This window comes from Parvimonas sp. C2 (assembly GCF_035282405.1).
In the GTDB taxonomy this organism is placed as follows: domain Bacteria; phylum Bacillota; class Clostridia; order Tissierellales; family Peptoniphilaceae; genus Parvimonas.
This window is the reverse complement of the sequence record NZ_JAYKBP010000002.1, coordinates 341,699-360,033: the sequence shown is the minus strand read 5'-3', so window position 1 is coordinate 360,033 and position 18,335 is coordinate 341,699. Positions and strand designations below refer to the sequence as shown.

Below are 18,335 nucleotides of genomic sequence, written 5' to 3'. Positions count from 1 at the left end.
TCCCCCATAAATATTAGAACCTAATATTCTATCTCTCTCCTATCTTCTAATGCTTTTAAAAATGTTAATTCATCATAATTGTCTATGCTTCTACCTATTGGAATTCCATTAGCAATTTTTGAAATTTTTAGGTCTTTGAATTTTTTTAGTAAATCGACAATATAAAGCTCAGTTAATTCGCCGTCAATTGTTTGACTGATAGCAAATATAACTTCCTTTACATTATCTTTTTCAATTCTCTCCAAAAGAGAATCCACATTTAGGTCATCTAAAGTTATTCCCTCTCTTGGAGTAACAAGGCCATTTAAAATATGATAAGTTCCCTTATAAACTTTAGTTTTTTCTAAACTTATAACACCTTGCATATCTTCTACAACAGTAATAATTGACTTATCTCTTTTTTCATCTGCACAAATATTACAAATTTCATTTTCTGTTAAATTTCCACAAATTTTACAATGATGAGTATTTTTTTTCATATTTATAAGACTTTTAGCAAATTCAATAGTATAATCATCATCCATTTCTAAAATTTTCAAAGCCATTTTAGTCGCTGATTTTCTCCCAATAGATGGAAGTTTTGACAAATAATGAATAACTTCATCTATAGATTTAGTATAATTATTCATTTTTATAATCCTGGAATATTAATTCCAGCTGTTATTTTATTGATTTCTGAATCGTGTTTTTCTTGAGCTTTTCTATTAGCTTCATTTATAGCAGTTATAATTAAATCTTGTAACATTTCAATGTCGTCTGGATCAACAACTTCAGGATTAAGTTTAATACTTAAAACTTCCTTTTTTCCATTTACAGTTACTTCAACTGCTCCACCACCTGAAGTAGCAGAAACTTCTTCTTCATCTAACATTTTTTGCGTATTTTCAAGATCTTTTTGCATTTTTTGCATTTGTTTCATCATATTACCCATATTCATTCCACCACCGAATTTAGGGAAACCGCCTTTAGCCATAAACTACCTCCTAAAAAATAAAATTATTTAATATTAATTTCACAACATTTTACTAAAAAGTTTTTGTTAATCTAATAACATAAAACTTTAAAAATTATACTTTATAATAGCATTTTTTTGAGTAGAAATCAATAATTTACAATAACAAGATAAAGTAATTATAAAAATTTTTTATATAAAAAAGACAATATATGAATAAATATTTTTTCTATATTGTCTTTATAAATTTTTATGTTTTTTATTGCGAAGCAACAAGGTTCTCGGGTACCCACCCGATGCGAAGCATCGTGGAAGGGTGAGGTTCTTATCTACTTGGATCTGTAATAAATGCAGTAAAAGTAATTAAATTTGCTTTGCTATTTTCGTCATAGTCTGTAATAATTACATAGAAAGAACTATCCATTTTTATATCTATCTTATCACCTTTGCTAGGGGCACTTGTAGATTTCATTCCTATTTTTGTTACAGATTTTGCCTTTGCGCCTTTTTCATCAATTTTAAGGGTAGAGTTCTGCTTAGCATCGCTTACTTTAAGACTCATATCAGGCAATAACTTCTCTAATTTAAAAGAATTTAACATTTTACCAAGACCGATTTTTTCAAATAAATCCTTGAAATCAACATCAGACTTCGTATCTATTTTTGGTAAAAAGAAATTAACCGTGTATCTTTCGTTACTTTCATCAATTTCTTTCATAAATCCAAGTAATTCATTTGAAGAATAGTATTTATTCTTTTTAGGCTTTATGAAATAAATAGTTGACTCATTTGATGAAATAGAAAATACTTCCTTTTCATCATCTGATATTGCAGATTTATTATCATAAACATTATACATTGTATTTACTTGTATCTTTGAACCATCAAGCTTTGTAAAATCTCGTTTTTCAGTCTTCTTCTCGATAAATGGTTTTTCCCATTTTACTTCATAATTGACTGTATCAATAAAAGCTGCTACTAAGTCAGAACCTAATTCATCTTTGTCCAAAATTTCTTTTAAATTAGATTTTTGAAAATCTTGATAGGTTTTTGTGCCTTCTTTTGATGATTTAACAGTTTTGATATTGCCGTAATTAAGATTTTTAGTTTTGCCTTCTACATTTTGCAAATTTATCAAAATTAGACTTGCTAAACTTGTATTTTTAAAATTCAAATTTTGAAGATGTGCATCATCATACATTTTTAAAAAGTCTAAATCTTTTCTATCTTCTGTACAAAGAGAGATTAAATCCAGACATCTTTGTATTGATAGAGGAGACAAAACAAAATTTTCATCAATTTTATTATTTTTTACCAAGGTAGAAAAAATATCTAAATTCACTTTATTCGTCATATTTGATTTTGAAGAGTCATAAGTGAGATTTTCTCTGTTTTCAGGAAACAACTTTTCTGACTTTGAGCAAGATAATAAAGAAACTGAAATGAACAGTAAAAGAATAGTTTTAACAAGTTTTTTCATAGCATACCTCCGTTCTTAATACTACAATAACTTAAAAATAAACATTCTAACCAATAAAATTTGCATAAATCGTCAACGAGTTTTGAACAGGCATATTAACTCTTGTAAAGAAATCATTCAAAACATCATTTTCTTTTAAAACAAAACAATTATTCTCATCTAATTTATAACTTCCAAACTTAAATAAATATTCTTTACAATCGATATGTAAGAAATTTTCTTTTGGAAAATAGAAAATTTCTTTTACACTCTCATCAAAAAGTTTAGAAACAGTTTTCTTGAAAATAGTTTCTTTTAAAACATCTTTAAAAGAAGTTAACTCAATTTTTTCGTGAATTTCATTTTTTTCTTCTGTAGGTTGTTCAACATTTTTAGTGTTCACTTCATTTGTTATGTCTTCGGTATTATTATCTTCTGTATTTTCTACACTTTCAGTACTTTCTATATCTTCTATAATTTCCGTGTTTTGAACAGTTTCAATGATTTTTTCTTCTTCTACTTCAGTAGAAATTTTTTCTTTTTCTACAAAATCGACCTTTAAATTTCCGCTCTTTATAATTTTTTCAAGAGTTTCAATTCTCTTTTCCATTTCTGATTTTTCTTTCTTAAATGAACAGATTTTTATAATTAAAAGTTCGGATAGAGCATTTTGCATATCACTTTTTTTCATCTTATCTTCAACATCTAAAAGATTTTCTAAAATGAAAATAAGTTCATCCATTTCAAATTTATTTGAATGTTCTAAATATCTCTTATATTCAACATCATTTAAAGTTGTAAGCTCTTTTTTTATGCTCTTTACTAAAATTATATTTCTAAAATGTTTGATTAAATCAATGATTATATTATGTGGAGTCTTTCCATTTTTCACCAAATTTCTAAAAGTTTCAATAGTTTCGTTTTTGGATGAATTTAAAATTGACTTTGAAAGCTCAAAGAGCATATTTAAGTTCACAAGTCCCAAACATTCATTTATATCTTCAATAGTAATTTTTTCTTTTCCTGTTGCAACAACTTGATCCAAAAGACTTAAAGCATCTCTCATTGCGCCTGAAGAAAGCTCGGAAATCAAATTGACACCGTCTTCTTCTATCTTAACATTTAGATTATTTAAAACATAGTTTATATTTTCAACTATATCTGAATTACCAATTCTTTTAAACTCAAATCTTTGACATCTTGAAATAATTGTATCAGGAAGTTTATCAATTTCTGTTGTCGCAAGAATAAAAATTAAATGTTTAGGTGGCTCTTCTAAAATCTTTAAAAGAGCATTGAAGCCTTCATTTGTAATCATATGGGCTTCGTCTATAATATAAACTTTATATTTTACGATTTGTGGGGGATAGATTACTTTTTCTTTTAATTCCCTTATATCATCAATACGTCTATTACTTGCAGCATCCATCTCTACAACTTCAAGAGCCTTGTCTTCTAAAATCATTTTACAATTTTCACATTCATTGCATGGATTTCCATCAATTGGATTTAAACAATTAACTGCACGAGCGAAAATTTTAGCACAACTTGTCTTTCCAGTTCCTCTTATTCCAGAAAAAAGATAGGCATGTCCTAGATTTCCCGTTCTTATTTGATTTTTTAAAATCTCAATAATATGTTCTTGACCAACTACTCTTGTAAAATCCTTAGGTCTAAACTCTCTATAAATAGCTTGTTTCAAAATTACACCTCTAATATTTTAATTAATATATATATATATATATTATATCATAGTTGCCTTTTAAAAACTAAATTATTGTAACTATGATGAAATATTAACAGCTTTATCATTAGGCATAAAGCTATTAATATTATACCATAGTTTCCTTTTGATAACTAAATTTATGTAACTATGGTGAAATATGAATATACTTATTATAATGCATAAGTATATTCATATTATATCATAAAAATAATTGAATATCATAAATAAAAAAGAGATATTTAAAACTAAGCTTTCTAAATTGCAAAAGTCCAATATTTATAAAAAAATTAACAAAGTTCTTTATAAGTCCATTTTTAAACATTGACAACTATTTCTATTTTTTATAAAATATTCAGGTAGGGGAGAGAAAGATGAAAAAAGATAAATTATTTATTAGAATTGCCATGTCTATAATCGGTATGATTATATTGGGTATAGGAGTATTTTTTACAATTAAAGTTAATTTAGGGGTTGACCCTGCAAGTACAGTTGATCTTGGGATGTCAAAACAATTGGGATTAAGTTATGGAACTTGTGCAGTAATTTTTAATATAGTATTTTTGACTATAATATTTTTTGTGGATAAAAAATATATAAATATATCATCAATTTTAGCTATTTTTACGATAGGTTATACAGTTGAAGCAATGAATTTGATTTTTGGTTGGATTAATTTGCAAGATTTGGGTTTGATTTATAAAATCATAATTTGTATTATAGGAACTTTTATTATAGCTATCGGTGTTACAATTTACATTTTTACAGATTTAGGAGTTGGGGCAACCGACGGAATTTCTGAATTAATAAGTGATAAGACAAAATTTTCTTACAGAACCGTAAGAGTTATTTCTGATTTTCTACTTGTTATTATCGGATATTTAATGGGTGGAGTTGTTGGAATTGGAACTTTGATTATAACATTCTTTGCAGGACCTTTTATTCAGTTTACAAGAAAATTACTTGCTCCTTTTCTCAAAAAAATATTGGGTGCAGAATTGGTTGATAGCGTAAACCAAGATGATGAAAAATTTGAAAAAGAAGTTATTGCATAAAATAGGGGGAACCCTATTTTTTTGTTGCGAAAAGTGGTATTATATGTTTATAGTGTTCAATTAAAATCAAGGAGGTTTTTATGGATATTCTAAAATTGGTTAAAGAAAAAGAAGAAAAAGTTATAAAAATAAGACGAGATTTACATCAAATTCCTGAGTTAGAATTGGAACTTCCCAAAACTATGGAATATATTTCAAAAGTTTTAGATGAAATTGGTGTAAATTATAAAAAATTATTAAATGGGAATGCAATTGTTGTTCAAATTGACGGAGAACAAGAGGGTAAATGTATTGCGATAAGAGCCGATAGTGATGCACTTCCAGTTATTGAAGAAACAGGACTTTCTTTTGCTTCCACAAATGGAAATATGCATGCTTGTGGACATGACGGACATACTGCAATGGCACTTGGAGCTTGTATGATATTAAATGAAAATAGAAATAAACTTAAGGGAACGGTTAAAATATTTTTCCAACCTGGTGAAGAAACACCAGGAGGCGCTTTACCAATGATTGAAGAAGGCTGTATGGAAAATCCAAAAGTTGATGCAGTAATTGGACTTCATGAAGGCTGTTTGATTCCTATTGAATATGGAAAGATAGGAGTAAAAGCAGGAGCTATAATGGCATCAGCAGATATTTTTGAAATCTATGTAAAAGGAAAATCCTCGCACGCCGCAACACCTCATCTTTCAGCTGATCCAATTGTAGTTTCATCAGAAATTGTACTTGGACTTCAAAAGATAATTTCAAGAGAAATAAATCCGATTTCAAATGCAGTTTTGACTATCGGAATAATAAGAGGGGGAACTGCTCATAATGTAATTCCTGAATCTGTTTACATCAAAGGAACAGTTAGAACTTTAGACGAAAAAGTAAGAGAATTTATTGCAAAGCGAATTGAAGAAATTGCAGGTGGAATTGCAAAGACTTATAATTGTGAAGCTGAAACAGTTTATCACTTTATGTATCCTGTAGTAATTAATGACGAAAAATTTACTGAATTTTTTATAGAAAATACAAAAGAAGTCTTAGGAGAAGATTCAGTCGAGATTATAAAAAATCCGAGCATGGGTGGAGAAGATGTTGCTTATTTCCTACAAAGAGCAAAAGGAACTTACTTTATGCTTTCAAATCCGAAGCTTCACGAGGGAGATAAAATATATCCTCATCATCATAGCAAATTCGATGTTGAAGAAAGTTTATTTTACAAAGGAATGTGTGCAGTTTTGGGAACTGTTTTTAAATATTTAAGCTAGAAAAATGGATTGTCGAAAACGACAATCCATTTTGTATTCTCAAATTTATTTTTTTATGTATCGAAGATACATCAAAAAATAACAAACAAAAAATCCCCAACAATGTTGAGGATTTGCTTTAATTTCTTACTATTTAACTTTTTCTGCAACTGCTTTTGCAACTGTATTAGCTACATTTTCTTCAAAAGCGGAAACTATTACATAATCTTCTCTGATTTTATCATCAGGAATCATACTTGCAAGTCCGATTGAGGCAGCTAATTTCATTTCATCAGTAATTTTCTTAGCCTTTGCTTCTAAAGCACCTTTAAAAATTCCAGGGAAAGCAACTACATTGTTAATTTGGTTAGGCATATCTGATCTTCCTGTTGCAGCAACTCTTGCTCCAGCTTCTTTTGCATCTGCATAAAGAATTTCAGGTTGTGGATTTGCCATTGCAAATACAATTGCATCCTTATTCATTGAAGCGACCATTTCTTTAGTAACTAAATCTTTTTGACTTACACCAATGAATACGTCAGCACCAACAAAAGCTTCTTTCATAGTCATATCTTTTTGTTCTTTATTTGTAATTTCTGCAAGTTCTTTCTTTACAAAGTTATAATTTTCTGAATGTTTTTTGTTTATTGCACCCTTTGAGTCAAATGCTATTACATTTTGAACACCCAACATCATAATTAATTTGATGATTGAATATCCAGCAGCACCAGCTCCTGAAACGACAACTTTAATATCCTTAGCTTCTTTTTTAACTAATTTTAATGCATTAATTAATGCCGCTGTAACAACTATTGCAGTACCATGTTGGTCATCGTGGAATACTGGAATATCAAGTTCATCTATTAATGTTCTTTCAATTTCAACACATCTTGGAGAAGAAATATCTTCAAGATTAATTCCGCCAAATGTAGGAGCAAGAGCTTTTACAATTGAAATAATTTCCTTAGGGTCTTTTGTATCTAAAACTATAGGAACAGCATTAACTCCACCAAATTTTTTAAATAAACAGCATTTTCCTTCCATAACAGGCATAGCAGCTTCAGGACCAATATCCCCAAGACCTAAAACAGCAGTACCGTCTGAAATAACAGCAATTGTATTAGCTTTGCTTGTATATTTATAAGCTAAAGAAGGGTCTTTGCTTATTTCCATACAAGGTCTTGCAACACCTGGAGTATATGCATAAGTTAAATCCTCAGCGTTCTCCAATTTTGCCTTTAATTCTGTTGATAATTTTCCTTGCCATTGTTCGTGAAGCAACAAGGCTTTTTCGTAAACATCCATTTTTTTCTCTCCTTTATAATAAAATATTCGTTGTTAATATACTACAAAGATTTCTAAAAGTCAATACAAGTATATAATTTCAAAAATTTTTCTTTTTAAGTTTTTAGTGTATAACATTTAAAAATTTTAGTAAGATATAAAATTCTTATTGCGTCAAGGCACCTGCCCGATGAGAAGCATCGAGGAAGAGTGGGTTTCTTATCTATCCAAAAAATATTGGAACCAGGAATGATGCTAATAAAATTATAAAAGCGCCTCCAAGTCTTGATGAAATTTGTGCAAAAGGCATAAGTTCCATTCTATCCGATGCAGTTAGAACTGCAACATCTCCGGTTCCTCCCATATTTGCCATACAAAGTCCTGCAGTTATTGCTGATTCTACAAAGTAAAAACCTACAAGATGTCCTACTACACCAGCTCCTATTATTGCTCCAAGTACAACCAATGCACAAAGAATTAGGTATTGGAATGAGAAAGAACTGATTATTTGCCCTAAATCTGTATATGCAATACCGATACCTAGCATAAGAGCACTTGTAAAGTTTTTAGCAACAAATGAATACCAAATTTCTGCCGGTTTAACAACTTCTTTTGGAAGTAAATCCAACATTTTTACGATTGCAACTGAAATAATCATCCAAGCATAAGTATGAATGTTTATCCCTAACATTTTCATTCCTGCTGAAATTAAAGAACCTAGAGCAAAGAAACTTGTTGCAACTATAATTCCCGCACCATAATCAATTACAGTTGTTTGAGAATTGTCTTCAAGTTTTTCTACTTTGAAAGTATCTCCAGTATTTCTAACTAACATACCATTTCCTGTTAATTTAGGGAATGTTTTTCCCAATTTATTCAAAAGTCCACCGGATACAATTGCAAGAGCATTTCCAAGTGCAACGGCAGGGACTAATTTAGCCAAAATAACTTCAGTTTTAACACCTAGAGTAGGGGCAAAAACTTTTGAAATTGGAACAGCACCGGCACCCATTCCTCCACCCATAATAGGAATACCTATATAAGCAGTAGTTTCTTTAAAACTCATTCCAAAGAGCATTCCGCCAAGTGCAACAAAAAGTAGCGAAAGAAAAACAGCACCTAAGATACAAGGCAAATATCTTAAACAAGCCTTAATTAAAAGTTTTCTATTCATACCTAAAATAGAACCCGTTATCAGTGCAGCAATATAAAAATCCAAGAAACCGGCTGATTTCATAAATGTTGTAGTATTTTTTATAACACTTTCCGGAGCAACTTTAAAATAAACAATAGCAGCTCCACCAAAAATACAAATAATTGCACCACCACCGAAAAAAGTATTGATTATTGGAGTGTGATTTCCAATTAGATTAAATAGTTCTCCAAAAATCATCAATACAAGGAAAGCCCCAATCATACCGGATGGTAATGTATCAGTATAAATTGAAATTATACTTAGAACTAAAGCTATCATATACATTGGAAGTTTTAGTCCTGAAATTTTTAAATCTTTCATAAAAGACTCCTTTCTAAAAATTATCTTCAGTACATATTATATATTAAATTTTTTTATATATCAATAATGAATATCTTTACTAAAAAATTTTATTATGAAATTAAATCTGATTTAAAAAATAGTGGAACCAAGGTTGCTTTTTGAAAATTTTTACATTAAAATATAGTTGGTGATTAAAATGAAAACAAAGAAAAAATATATATGTTCAAATTGCAAAAAAGAATCCTTGGGTTGGCAAGGAAAATGCAGTTTTTGTGGTAGCTGGGGAACGATAGAAGAGATTGAAGTTTCCGATGTAAAAAGCTCGACTGACAAAATTGTTGCAAAGGGAAAAGTTGAAAAACTAAAAAATGTAAATATAAATGAAAATGATAGACTTATAACCGGAATTGATGAGTTAAATCGTGTTTTAGGTGGTGGGATTGTAAGGGATAGTGTAAATATCTTAACTGCAAGACCCGGCTGTGGTAAAAGCACATTGCTTTTACAGCTTGCATTAGACTTTGCAAGTAAAAATGTAAAATCTATCTATATTTCTGCAGAGGAAAGTTCCTCACAGATAAAGTCAAGAGCAAATAGAATTGTAAAAGAAATTCCTGAAAATATTTGGATACAATCTACACAAAGTATGGACGAGGCTTTGAATTCAATCGAAGAGGTTGATGCAGAAATTGTAATTTTAGATAGTATTCAAACTGTTATGTTAAGTTCAATTCCGTCAAGAGCAGGTTCTCCAACACAGACTGTCGAATGTATAAATGAATTAGTTCGAGTTGCAAAAAATAATAAAAAGCCTAGAGCGATTTTTATAGTTTGTCATATGACAAAGCAAGATGAAATGGCAGGACTTAGAACTTTAGAACATATGGTGGATTCAGTTTTACTCCTAGAGGGAGAGTCTGATGAAAGTTTAAGAACTCTTACAAGTACAAAAAACAGATTTGGAAGAACTGGAGAAATTGGACTTTTTAAAATGGAGGAGTATGGGCTTTTAGAAATTAAAAATCCATCAGAATTTTTTGTAACTCAAAGGGAAAAGGACATTTGTGGAAGTGTATTATCCGTTGTAAAAGAGGGGAGCAGAATGTTAGTTGTTGAAGTTGAAAGTCTAGTTTCTCAATCTTTTACAAGTTATCCTGCAAGAATTGGAGATAGTCTTAAAAAAGATCAATTAAATACATTGCTTTCCATTTTAGAAGAAAGGGCTGGATTTAATTTATACAATAAAAATGTAATTTTAAAGACTACGGGAGGACTAAAAATTTCTGAGCAATCTGTAAATTTAGCTGTAATTATTTCCGTTGCATCTTCAATTTTAAATAAATCAGTTCCAAGAGATAATGTTTTTATTGCAGAAGTTGGACTTACTGGAGAGCTTAAAAAAGTTCCAAATTTAAGTGAAAGACTAACGGAACTTGATAGGATGGGATACAAAAAGGTCTATATTTCAAATGAAGTTGTGGATATAAAGAATTTAAAAACATTAAAAGTTGAAAAATCCAAAACTCTAAAAGAAGTGATTGACAAAGTTTTTAGAAACTCTTAATATTATAAAAAAATAAGGTTGTGTATGTGCTACACAACCTTTTAAATATTTGTATTAACATAGTCATCAATCTTTGAAATTCTAATCTCATTTACAAATATATTTTTTTCTTTTAATTTCTGTAAAATTTCAATATTCATAGAATGAAAAATTGCAAATTCAACATCTTTTACAACAATTTCAAAAAGAGAATTATTGAGCCTCTTTGAATTCATATCTATAAAATATGCTTCTGTAGAATTTTCATCTAAAAAATCAATCATCCTTAAAAGATATTTATCTTTTTCTGCATAATAATTATTAGATTTCATAAGATTTTCATTATATTTTTTTTGTTTTTTCTTGTTGTTTGAATACAAAATTGATTTTTGTTTAAAAAATTTCGCCAGAATATTATAGTACTGATAATTATACATTCCTTCTTCCAGCGTAGATATATTTAAAAGTGGTTTCATATTTAAGTTTTGTATCAATTCATAATTTTTTTCCAAAAAAGATATTTTATCAATTTTTCCATCTGATAGTTCAAAAATCAAATCATTTCTTTTTTTGAAAAAAGTTTCAAGTTGTTTTGTTGGAATATTCATATCACAAAAAAAGCACCTTAACGATGCTTTTTAAATTTAGTCTAACTTTAATTCGACACAAGTTGCTTGAGCCCCTTCGCAAAGTTCTTCTTTAGGAATATCAACTCCCATGAAAACTTCAAGATTGTGCTTTTCGCAAAATGTTTCGACATCCTTTTTAAATTTGCAAAGCATATCGCTATCCATTTTAATTATTGAATAGATTCCGTCGATGTAAATTTTTTCTACATCGTAGTCTCTTGAAACAATTCCGAAGATAAATCCGAATAATTTGTCAAGATTTACAATGCCATATTCTTTAGCATTTGTCAACCTAACACTGTGGTCTAAGCTGAAAATATGAGAATCATCAGCATCAATAAAAATTATATTTCCGTTTCCTTTTCTCACTTCTTCATTCGCTTTATCTATCAACCATTTAGTTTTTCCAGATCCTGATGGACCAAGTACAAAATTTAACATTTAAACCACCCCTTAAATTCTTTTTTTCATTATACCATTTTGTAATAAATAAAACAAGTGTTTTTTTACAAAAAAAATTAATAAAAACTATTGAAAAATAAATATTTTTGATTAAATTTCTACAATATGACTGCAAACGATATTAATAATATATTAAATATAAGTTTTAAGAATAAATTTTAATAAGCATACTAACATACTTTACTATGATTAGAAATCTTGATTTTTTATCATTTTTGTGCTAAAGTAGAATCAGGTAATTTTGAATTATTTTACCAATTTATTATTCATTTTAAAGATATAAAGAAGGTGGAATTATGGCTTTTGTTGAATTTAAAAACGTTTATAAAAAATATAATGAAGGAAAAAGTTCAGAAATTGTTGCAAATAGAGATGTTTCTTTTGAAATAGAACATGGAGAATTTTGCATTATCGTCGGACCATCAGGAGCGGGAAAATCGACAATCCTAAATATCTTAGGAGGAATGGACAATGCGACAAGTGGAGACATCTTTATAGACGGAAAAGATATTTGTAAATTTAATAAAAGACAACTTAATGATTATAGAAGATTCGATGTAGGTTTTGTTTTTCAGTTTTACAATTTAATTTCTAATTTAACAGTTTTGGAAAATGTTGAACTTGCAGGGCAAATCGTAAAGGAAAGTTTAAATCCAGCAGGGGTTTTAGAATCTGTTGAATTATCTCACAGATTAAAAAACTTTCCAAGTCAATTATCAGGTGGAGAACAGCAAAGAGTTGCGATTGCTAGAGCTCTTTGTAAAAATCCTAAACTGCTTCTATGTGATGAACCTACAGGAGCTTTGGATTATCATACTGGAAAGAGAATTTTAGAACTTTTACACCAAAGATGTAAAAGTACAAATACAACTGTAATTTTAATAACTCACAATCAAGCAATTGCGCCAATGGCAGACAGAGTTATCGAAATTAATGATAGTACTGTAAAAAATGTGATATTAAATAAAAAGCCAAAGAACATAAAGGAAATTGAGTGGTAGTATGAAAAAATCATTGTTTAAAAATTTTTACAGAACGATCTTTAGAACATTTCCGAAATTTATTTCTATTGTTTTTATGATTGCTCTTGGAGTAATGGTCTTTGTCGGACTTAAAATAACTCCATATATCATGAGAAGAAGTGTAGATGAACGTGTAAAAGAAGGAAATTTATACGACTATAAAATTTCTTCTAATTTTGGCTTGCAAAAAGAAGATGAGGATATAATTTCCAATTTAAAAAATCTAAAAGATGTTGAATATGGTTATAGTATTAATCTTAAAGACGAAGAACGAGAAGTTGATTTTACTATTGAAAGTAAGGCTGAAAAAATAAGTACTGTTCAAGTAGTAGAGGGAAAAGACATTGAATCTGACTCTGATATTTTGTTGGATGAAAGACTAAGAGATAAATATAAAATTGGAGATGAAATAGACTTTAAAAATGTTGAAAAATTTGGAATTTTTAAAGATGAAGTAAAAAAATTAAAACAAAATAAATTTACTGTAAAAGGCTTTATCAAAAGTTCAGAAGTTTTAGCTACATTGCTAGCTGGAACTACTGAAAATGGATATTTGGCAATAATCTCAAAAAATACTTTTGATTTTAGCTATTTTTCTTATGCAAAAATTACCTTTTCTGACCTTAACGACTTGAATAGAAATAGTAAAGAATACAAAAAGCTATCAAGCGAAAGAAAAACAGAATTACAAGGATTGTTTAAAGGTAGAGCTGGAGAAGTATATAATGTTATTTATGCTCAAAAAAGAGAAACTTTAGATGATAGTAAAGAAGAGGTTAACAAAAATAAATTTGATATTGAAGAAAGTGAAAAGAAATTACAACAAAATCTTGAAAAAGTACAAAGCGGAAGAAAGGATTTAAGAAGAGCATTTGCGGATTTGGATTATCAAAAAAATCAATTTATTAAACATGTAAATGAAAACAAAGGGAAATTGGTAAATGCTCTAAACGACTTGAAGTCTAAAAAAACTGAGTTAAATAAAAATAAAGATGGTTTAATAGATAAAAACAATTCTTTAGTATTAAATAAAGAAGAATTGGAAAAAACTAAATCAGAAGTTGATTTAGGAATAAAAACAGTAAATGAAGAATTAAGATTGCTTGAAGAAAACTATAAGGCAAAACTAATTGAAGAAAGTGAATATAAGGTAAAAAAAGGAGAATTAAATAAAAAATTAACTGAATTAAATACGACTTTACAAACGATTCAAGGAAATTTGGACTCGATTAATTCAAATATATTCAGTATTTCTGCTAAAATTAAAGAATTATCGGAAGCCGAACAGAAACTAAGTTTAGAAATAAAAAAAATGGAAAGTCAAATGCAACAGTTGGAAAAACAAGTTAAACAAGGAGTTTTAAAATTTGACGAATACCATGCAAAATTAGTTCAAAAAAAAGCCGAAGTTGAAGAAAATAACTTAAAATTGAATAAAGGTAAAGATGAATTGGAGGATGCTAAAGAAAAAGTTCTTGATGCAAATAGTAAAATTTCTGACGGCGATGAAGTTTTATCCAAATTGATAGAACCAAATTACAATATTGAAGAAGGATTTGTTTCATCTGCAATGTCAAAAGTTTATTTTGCATCTAATGGAATCTATGGTGTTTCAAATGTATTCTCAATATTTTTCTATTTCATAGCTCTTTTAGTATCACTTACAACAATGACTAGAATGGTAGATGAAAACAGAATCCAAATAGGAACTTTAAAGGCTTTGGGATATAGCAATATCGATATAGCAAAACAATACTTTTACTATGGACTTTTAGCGAGTATCATTGGAGGAATAATAGGAACTATCCTAGGATTCAAAGTGATTTCTCCACTTGTTTACAGATCTTATTTAAAAGCCTTTATATTTACAAAAGTTTTTGACAATTACTATCCACAAATAATTATTGTAGGAATATTAATTGCAATTTTCTGCACAGCTTTTGTGTCCTATGTAACATGTATAAGAACTTTAAAAGAAAAAATTTCATCACTTATGAGAGCAAAGGCTCCAAAGTCAGGAAACTTTGTTTTTCTTGAAAAAATACCTTATATATGGAAAGAACTTTCATTTTTACAAAAAGCAACTCTAAGAAATGTCTTTAGATACAAACTTAGATTGTCAATGACAATTATAGGTGTAATGGGTTGTATGGGACTTTTAGTGCTAGGATTTGGAATAAAAGACAGCTTGGACGGAGTTTCTGAAATACAATACTCAAAATACACAAAATATCATTCATCAGTTATCTATAATCCAATGGCATTGTCAAAAGATTTAGATAAATTCAACGAAGATATAAAATCAAACAAGGATATTAAAGAAAGTCTTGATTTATCTTTATTATCTGTAAATATAAAATCAAAAAAAAGTTTTGATGAAAAAATAGGGGTCTTTACAACTGATAATTTAAGCGATTTTTCTAAATTCTTTGGTCTATACAATGGAGATAAAAAAATCGAAAAATTAGATGACGGAATCTATATAAATAGAAAATTAGCTGAAAAATTTTCACTTTCAGTTGGAGATGAAATAAGATTTATAAATAACAACAAGGAATATAAAGGAGTCGTTGCAGGAATCTTTGAAAATCATGTTGGCAATTTCTTTATAATGAACGAAAAAACTTATGAACAAACTTTTTTCAGAAAACCTATAAAAAATACAAAGCTACTAATTTTAAATGATGGAAGCAAGAGTAATATTGAAAAAGTAATAAATGAATTAGAAAAAAATCCTGTTGCCGTAAAAGGCACAAACATACATTCCTTGAAAAGAATAATTGACGATGCATCTTACAGCATAAACTCAATAATCTTGCTAATTGTGGTTTGTTCAGGCTTCTTGTCAATCGTAGTTTTATACAACTTAAGTAATATAAATATCTCTGAAAGAAAAAGAGAAATTGCAACACTTAAAGTCTTGGGATTCTATCCTTTGGAAATTGACAACTACATCTACAAAGAAACTGTAATACTAACAATGTTAGGAATAGGTCTTGGAGTCTTTGTAGGCCATAGTCTACACATAAACATAATGGAACAACTTGCGATGGACTCAATCAGATTTTTCAACAAAGTAAAACTCATAAGCTACATTTATTCAGCACTAGTAACACTACTATTCACATTTGTAGTTTACTTTGTAGTAAAAATAATGCTTAGCAAAGTTCCGATGATAGAATCATTAAAAGATGTGGAATAGAAATAATCAGGAGTGATAATCTTGGAAGATATTATGAATATAGATACAAAAAGGGGTAGGATAAGACAATTTAAACAATCAGATGTAGATGACCTATATCTGATATTAAGTAATCCTAAAGTGATGGAATACATTGAAGAACCTTTCACTTTGGAAGACACAAAAGACTTTTTAAACAAAAATGCACTGTCTTATCCTCCCCGAGTATTTGCTTTGGAATATAAACAAAACAAAAAACTAATTGGACATATTATTTTTCACGAATACGATAAAGAAAGCTACGAAATTGGCTTTATCTTAAATTCATACTATTGGGGACAGGGCATAGCAGACGAAATAACAAAATCACTAATTGACTATGCAAAAACTAAAAATATCCATTCACTCATTATCGAATGCGATAAAAAACAATTAGCAACACAAAAAATCGCAACAAATAACAATTTTAAGCTAATAAGTAGCGAGAATTTGCTTGTTTATGAATTGGTTTTAGAGTAAATATGTGTGGGTTATGTATCTACGATACATTTACTTTTGCTTGTAAACAAGCAAAGTTAGGACTAGATTAGTTTTGCTAACGCTCCAGTCGAAATGACATGTTAGGGAAGATACTCCGATTAAGAACAAGACGTTAAGAGTAAAAAACTTAAAAATATTTTTTAGATGAGATTTTTATTATTAAATATACATTAAAATAGGGACTGTTACCAGCCCCCTTTTAGTGTTTTAATTTAATTATCTACCACTATGGTCAAATCCCTTATCAGGTTTTGCATTCTTTTCATTGTCATGAAGAACAACTCTTGAACTGTTTAATATTTCAATTTGTTTTTTCATTTCGTTTATACAAAGAATTGCTAAAGGCATACCGAAGTCTTGACGAAGAACAAGTCTTTGTACATCTACATCTTTAATATTTTCAGGCATAGGATATGCAGGAATCATCCAACCATGCATACGTAGTCTATCTTCAAGGTCATATAATGTCCATTGTACATTTGCATTTTCTTTTAGTCTCCAGCATACGATTGGGATTTGATTTGCTTCTTCAAGCAGTTCAAATATTCCCATTTTTTTGATTTCATCTGCCATGTATCTTGCTACATCTATTGTTCTTTGATGAATTTCTTTATAGCCTTTAAACCCGTTTCTCATAAGCATATAGTATTGACCGACAATTTGAGATGCACTACGTGAGAAGTTGATTGCCATAGTAGCTTCTTCTCCTCCTAAGTAACTAACCCAGAAAATTAATTCTTCTGGAAGAGCTTTTTTGCTACGCCAAATTACCCAGCCTACTCCCGGATATACAAGACCATATTTATGACCTGAAGTACTAATTGACCATACATTTTTTAATCTGAAGTCCCATTTTAATTCAGGTTCTATAAAAGGAGCAACCATACCTCCAGAAGCACCATCAACATGTATTCTAATAGGTAAATCAGGTTTCTTTTTATTATATTGTTCAACTAGTTTGTCAAGAGTTTTTACATCATCATATTTTCCTGTATAAGTAATACCTAAAACAGCAACTATACCTATTGTGTAATCATCAACATAATCCATTACTGTATCCATATTAAGGGATAAATGTTCCATATCTAGTGGTACAGTTCTCATTTCAATATCCCAGTAGCGACAGAATTTTTCCCAACATACTTGATATCCTGAAGAAATTACAAGATTAGGTCTTTTTTTTGTGAATCTATCAACTCCTGCTTTATCTGCAAGATGTTTCCATCTGAAAAGCATAGCAAGTCCACCTAGCATACAAGCTTCTGATGAACCAACTGTAGATGTTCCTATAGGTTCTTCTTTTGGATTCATATTCCATAGGTTTCCAATAATATCAACACATCTGTTTTCAAGGTCTGCAGTCATTGGATATTCATCTTTATCAATTGCATTTTTTTCAAAATTCTCTGCCATTAATGCTGTTGCAGTCGGTTCCATATAAGTTTGACAGAAAGTTGCAAGGTTTTGTGTTGCATTTCCTTCTGTTTTTAAATATTCTCTAATAATTTCTGCTGCGACTTGAGGTGATACAGGATTTTCATTTATTTTTTTGTTTGGCATTTCAATATCGCTAGCTTCTGTACCGAAAATTGGTGTAAGATATCTAGTTTCTTGATTCATTGATTCAAGAATATCACTGATATGATTAGTACTTTTTCTACTTGATTTTGATATTTTTTTACTCATATTAATTTTCCTTTCTTTAAATAAAATTTGAACTATATCAATGTATTTAATAATTTATAATAA

15 protein-coding genes are annotated in these 18,335 nt (G+C 29.0%); 6 read left to right on the top strand and 9 right to left on the bottom strand.

The window, feature by feature from the left end; translation table 11 throughout:
• Positions 1-20: 20 nt before the first annotated feature.
• The 4 genes from recR to dnaX all read right to left on the bottom strand — a co-directional run bounded on the left by recR (position 21) and on the right by dnaX (position 4,113).
• Complete coding sequence (gene recR, locus VJI95_RS04705; RefSeq protein WP_323999217.1) at positions 21-629, bottom strand: recombination mediator RecR; 609 nt, start codon at positions 627-629, stop codon at positions 21-23.
• 2 nt (positions 630-631) lie between these two features.
• Entirely contained in the window at positions 632-973 is a 342-nt protein-coding gene (locus VJI95_RS04700) for a YbaB/EbfC family nucleoid-associated protein (protein ID WP_324010437.1), read from the bottom strand.
• 304 nt (positions 974-1,277) lie between these two features.
• Positions 1,278-2,432 (bottom strand): serpin family protein, encoded by a 1,155-nt coding sequence (locus VJI95_RS04695; protein WP_324010436.1) that lies wholly within the window; start codon positions 2,430-2,432, stop codon positions 1,278-1,280.
• A 46-nt stretch (positions 2,433-2,478) separates the two neighbouring features.
• Positions 2,479-4,113: a DNA polymerase III subunit gamma/tau gene (gene dnaX / locus VJI95_RS04690; protein ID WP_324010435.1), complete on the bottom strand. Its 1,635-nt coding sequence runs from the start codon at positions 4,111-4,113 to the stop codon at positions 2,479-2,481.
• A gap of 395 nt (positions 4,114-4,508) precedes the next feature.
• Here dnaX and VJI95_RS04685 point away from each other — a divergent pair, with 395 nt between their 5' ends.
• The gene (locus tag VJI95_RS04685) at positions 4,509-5,189 is read left to right on the top strand and encodes a YczE/YyaS/YitT family protein (protein ID WP_324010434.1); all 681 of its coding nucleotides are present in this window, start codon (positions 4,509-4,511) and stop codon (positions 5,187-5,189) included.
• Positions 5,190-5,269: 80 nt separating this feature from the next.
• A complete protein-coding gene (locus VJI95_RS04680) occupies positions 5,270-6,448 on the top strand; it encodes a M20 metallopeptidase family protein (protein ID WP_324010433.1) in 1,179 nt (392 codons plus the stop codon).
• A gap of 129 nt (positions 6,449-6,577) precedes the next feature.
• Here the strand turns inward: VJI95_RS04680 and VJI95_RS04675 are convergent, their stop codons facing one another.
• Together VJI95_RS04675 and VJI95_RS04670 are read right to left on the bottom strand one after the other, a co-directional pair.
• Positions 6,578-7,732, bottom strand: a complete 1,155-nt coding sequence (locus VJI95_RS04675) for an NAD(P)-dependent malic enzyme (protein ID WP_323999211.1) — start codon at positions 7,730-7,732, stop codon at positions 6,578-6,580.
• 202 nt (positions 7,733-7,934) lie between these two features.
• On the bottom strand, positions 7,935-9,227 hold the full coding sequence (locus tag VJI95_RS04670; protein ID WP_324010432.1) for a 2-hydroxycarboxylate transporter family protein: 1,293 nt from the start codon (positions 9,225-9,227) through the stop codon (positions 7,935-7,937).
• A 178-nt stretch (positions 9,228-9,405) separates the two neighbouring features.
• Between VJI95_RS04670 and radA the strand changes: the two genes are divergently transcribed.
• A complete protein-coding gene (gene radA / locus VJI95_RS04665; protein ID WP_324010431.1) occupies positions 9,406-10,773 on the top strand; it encodes a DNA repair protein RadA in 1,368 nt (455 codons plus the stop codon).
• A 41-nt stretch (positions 10,774-10,814) separates the two neighbouring features.
• Here radA and VJI95_RS04660 read toward each other — a convergent pair whose 3' ends face one another.
• Both VJI95_RS04660 and VJI95_RS04655 read right to left on the bottom strand, forming a co-directional pair.
• Positions 10,815-11,360 (bottom strand): DUF6648 family protein, encoded by a 546-nt coding sequence (locus VJI95_RS04660; protein ID WP_323999208.1) that lies wholly within the window; start codon positions 11,358-11,360, stop codon positions 10,815-10,817.
• Between the two features lie 36 nt (positions 11,361-11,396).
• On the bottom strand, positions 11,397-11,822 hold the full coding sequence (locus VJI95_RS04655) for a hypothetical protein (RefSeq protein WP_323999207.1): 426 nt from the start codon (positions 11,820-11,822) through the stop codon (positions 11,397-11,399).
• Positions 11,823-12,139: 317 nt separating this feature from the next.
• On the opposite strand from VJI95_RS04655, the gene VJI95_RS04650 reads away from it, so the two are divergent.
• From VJI95_RS04650 to VJI95_RS04640, 3 genes are read left to right on the top strand one after another with little or no spacing between them, the layout of a single operon-like run.
• The gene (locus VJI95_RS04650) at positions 12,140-12,844 is read left to right on the top strand and encodes an ABC transporter ATP-binding protein (protein ID WP_324010430.1); all 705 of its coding nucleotides are present in this window, start codon (positions 12,140-12,142) and stop codon (positions 12,842-12,844) included.
• A gap of 1 nt (position 12,845) precedes the next feature.
• Positions 12,846-16,067 carry an FtsX-like permease family protein gene (locus VJI95_RS04645; protein ID WP_324010429.1) on the top strand — a complete coding sequence of 1,074 codons (3,222 nt, stop codon included), beginning with the start codon at positions 12,846-12,848 and terminating at the stop codon, positions 16,065-16,067.
• 21 nt (positions 16,068-16,088) lie between these two features.
• Entirely contained in the window at positions 16,089-16,565 is a 477-nt protein-coding gene (locus VJI95_RS04640; protein ID WP_324010428.1) for a GNAT family N-acetyltransferase, read from the top strand.
• 237 nt (positions 16,566-16,802) lie between these two features.
• On the opposite strand, the gene VJI95_RS04635 is transcribed toward VJI95_RS04640, so the two are convergent.
• On the bottom strand, positions 16,803-18,272 hold the full coding sequence (locus VJI95_RS04635; RefSeq protein ID WP_324010427.1) for a glutamate decarboxylase: 1,470 nt from the start codon (positions 18,270-18,272) through the stop codon (positions 16,803-16,805).
• Positions 18,273-18,335: the final 63 nt, after the last annotated feature.

Bases quoted from the DNA above. Each gene is read 5' to 3' on its own strand.
- VJI95_RS04650 (WP_324010430.1), top strand. From the start codon at position 12,140: ATGGCTTTTGTTGAATTTAAAAACGTTTATAAAAAATATAATGAAGGA.
- VJI95_RS04645 (WP_324010429.1), top strand. From the start codon at position 12,846: ATGAAAAAATCATTGTTTAAAAATTTTTACAGAACGATCTTTAGAACA.
- VJI95_RS04685 (WP_324010434.1), top strand. From the start codon at position 4,509: ATGAAAAAAGATAAATTATTTATTAGAATTGCCATGTCTATAATCGGT.
- VJI95_RS04655 (WP_323999207.1), bottom strand. From the start codon at position 11,822: ATGTTAAATTTTGTACTTGGTCCATCAGGATCTGGAAAAACTAAATGG.
- VJI95_RS04700 (WP_324010437.1), bottom strand. From the start codon at position 973: ATGGCTAAAGGCGGTTTCCCTAAATTCGGTGGTGGAATGAATATGGGT.
- recR (WP_323999217.1), bottom strand. From the start codon at position 629: ATGAATAATTATACTAAATCTATAGATGAAGTTATTCATTATTTGTCA.
- VJI95_RS04675 (WP_323999211.1), bottom strand. From the start codon at position 7,732: ATGGATGTTTACGAAAAAGCCTTGTTGCTTCACGAACAATGGCAAGGA.
- VJI95_RS04670 (WP_324010432.1), bottom strand. From the start codon at position 9,227: ATGAAAGATTTAAAAATTTCAGGACTAAAACTTCCAATGTATATGATA.
- VJI95_RS04680 (WP_324010433.1), top strand. From the start codon at position 5,270: ATGGATATTCTAAAATTGGTTAAAGAAAAAGAAGAAAAAGTTATAAAA.
- radA (WP_324010431.1), top strand. From the start codon at position 9,406: ATGAAAACAAAGAAAAAATATATATGTTCAAATTGCAAAAAAGAATCC.
- VJI95_RS04635 (WP_324010427.1), bottom strand. From the start codon at position 18,272: ATGAGTAAAAAAATATCAAAATCAAGTAGAAAAAGTACTAATCATATC.
- VJI95_RS04695 (WP_324010436.1), bottom strand. From the start codon at position 2,432: ATGAAAAAACTTGTTAAAACTATTCTTTTACTGTTCATTTCAGTTTCT.
- VJI95_RS04660 (WP_323999208.1), bottom strand. From the start codon at position 11,360: ATGAATATTCCAACAAAACAACTTGAAACTTTTTTCAAAAAAAGAAAT.